This window comes from Gemmiger formicilis, assembly GCF_016901605.1.
Classification (GTDB): domain Bacteria; phylum Bacillota; class Clostridia; order Oscillospirales; family Ruminococcaceae; genus Gemmiger; species Gemmiger formicilis_B.
The window spans coordinates 1-261 of sequence record NZ_JACJKP010000644.1; the positions used below are offsets into that span (position 1 = coordinate 1).

Consider the following 261-nt stretch of genomic DNA (forward strand, 5'->3'; position numbering starts at 1 on the left):
GTCGGCCAGTACCATATCTGCCACATTTTTGGTCACATCGGTGCCGGTAATGCCCATACCGATACCGATATCCGCCATTTTGATGGACGGCGCATCGTTGACGCCGTCACCGGTCATGGCCGTCACTGCCCCCTGCCTGCGCCACGCCGAAACAATGCGAGATTTATGCTCCGGCTGCACCCGGGCATATACACTGTAATTCCGGACGGCCCGTGTCAGTTCCTCATCGGAAATCTCGTCCAGTTCCGCACCGGTGACGGC

General features: G+C 58.6%; 1 protein-coding gene. It reads right to left on the minus strand.

Annotation, left to right across the window (positions count from 1 at the left end):
* Nucleotides 1-261 (minus strand): HAD-IC family P-type ATPase (locus H6B10_RS16290; RefSeq protein ID WP_204652454.1); only part of this gene is annotated, 261 nt, incomplete at both ends.